Annotated in this window: 2 protein-coding genes; one reads left to right on the top strand and one right to left on the bottom strand. The window is 67.4% G+C overall.

Features of this window, described 5'->3' with window-relative positions; genetic code table 11:
- Positions 1 to 87: 87 nt before the first annotated feature.
- Positions 88 to 516: an IS200/IS605 family transposase gene (gene tnpA / locus UK12_RS32460; protein ID WP_082120142.1), complete on the bottom strand. Its 429-nt coding sequence runs from the start codon at positions 514 to 516 to the stop codon at positions 88 to 90.
- 23 nt (positions 517 to 539) lie between these two features.
- Here tnpA and UK12_RS32455 point away from each other — a divergent pair, with 23 nt between their 5' ends.
- Complete coding sequence (locus UK12_RS32455; RefSeq protein ID WP_045306798.1) at positions 540 to 1,700, top strand: RNA-guided endonuclease InsQ/TnpB family protein; 1,161 nt, start codon at positions 540 to 542, stop codon at positions 1,698 to 1,700.
- Positions 1,701 to 1,782: the final 82 nt, after the last annotated feature.

Raw genomic sequence — 1,782 nt, 5'->3', positions numbered from 1 at the left:
GTTCAGCATGATCTAGCGAGGAACCCCGGGCGTTCACGCCCGGGAGGAATCGCTTCCTGAGTCCCGGCGGTGCGGAGCGCCGCCGTGTCACTGGGGGCGCTTCTGGTTCTCGATGTACTCCTTGATGATCGACAGGGGTGCGCCGCCGCAGGACGCGGCGAAGTAGGACGGGGACCAGAAGTGCGCGCCCCACAGGTACTTGCGGATGTGCTCGGGGAACTCCTGGCGCAGACGGCGGGCGGAGACGCCCTTGAGTGAGCCGACCAGGCGGGACAGGGCGACCTTCGGCGGGTAGTGCACCAGCAGGTGGACGTGGTCGCGTTCGCCGTTGAACTCGACGAGTTCGGTCTCGAAGTCGGTGCAGACGGCCCGCATGATCTCTTCGCAGCGCTTGAGGATCTCGTCGGTGAACGGTCCGCGCCGGTACTTGGGCGTGAAGACCAAGTGGGCATGGAGGGTATAGACGACCGTACGACCCCTGCGAATGCTGGGATTTGGTTCCCACCGTGGCGACATAGATCAATGATAGAATCTGCGGCGTGAAGACCGTGGTGCGGGTGAAGCTCCTGCCGACGCCCGAACAGGTGTCAGCTCTGGAGGACACCCTGTGCACGGTCAACGAGGCCGCGAACTGGGTGTCCGGGGTGGCGTTCGAGCGCGGTGTGCCGCGTGAGTACGAGCTTCGCAGGCACACCTACGCCGAGTTGAGGGCCCGTGGGCTGGGGGCGCAGGCGGCGCAGCACGTCATCAAGAAGGTCCGGGACGCCTACACCGCGCTGAAGGCGAACGTCCGGGGCGGAAACCTCGGTGGGCCGGGCTCCAGGCGCCGGATGAAGGTCGAGTCCAAGCCGGTCGCGTTTCGGCCCGACGCGGCGCAGCCGTTCGACGACCGGTGCCTGTCCTGGCAGTACGAGGCCCGGACGGTGAGCATCTGGAGCACGGCCGGTCGTCTCAAGGGCGTGCGGTTCGCGTGCTCGCCCGGTGCGCTGGAGACGCTGCGGGGTCACCGGCGGGGTGAGTGCGACCTGATTCGGCGCGACGGCGTGTTCTATCTGGTCGCGACCTGCGATGTTCCCGAGGCGCCGTTGAACGGTAGTCCTTCGGGCTTCGTCGGCGTGGACCTCGGGATCGTCAACATCGCTACCACCTCGACCGGCTACCGGGCGGCCGGGCGCGGTGTGAACCGGCATCGCGGGCGGCAGCTCGACCTGCGGAAGAAATTGCAGGCCAAGGGAACGAAGTCCGCCAGACGTCTCCTCAAGAAGCGCTCCCGCAAAGAGACCCGGCACGCGGCCAACCACAACCACATCATCGCCAAGACCATCGTCACCACCGCTGAACGCACCGGCTGCGGCATCGCCCTGGAAGACTTGACGGGCATCCGCAGCCGGGTACGGCTCCGCAAGGACCAGCGGACTCAAGTGCACTCGTGGGGCTTCCACCAGCTCGCCTCCTTCGTGGAGTACAAGGCGCGCCGGGCCGGGGTGCCGCTGGTGTACGTCGATCCGGCGTACACCAGCCAGCAGTGCTCCGAGTGCCATCACGTCGACCGCAAGAACCGCGTCGATCAAGCAACGTTCGCGTGCCGCGCCTGCGGCGCCACCATGCACGCGGACCACAATGCATCCCGCAACATCGCCCGCAAGGGCGAGGCCGCGTGGATCGCGGGGCGTGAGTCACGCGTCCCAGCCACCCCGTAGGTGGCTCAGACGTGGGAGGCCACACGGCAGCCAGCCGCGCCCTACCCACAAGCCCGGCCCTTCAGGGCCGGGTCAAGTTGAC

The organism is Saccharothrix sp. ST-888 (assembly GCF_000955975.1).
Classification (GTDB): domain Bacteria; phylum Actinomycetota; class Actinomycetes; order Streptomycetales; family Streptomycetaceae; genus Kitasatospora.
Note: the sequence above shows the minus strand (reverse complement) of the source record. Positions and strands in the feature narration are given on the sequence as shown.

Coding starts and splice junctions, on each gene's coding strand:
- tnpA (WP_082120142.1), bottom strand. CDS start 516: ATGTCGCCACGGTGGGAACCAAATCCCAGCATTCGCAGGGGTCGTACG.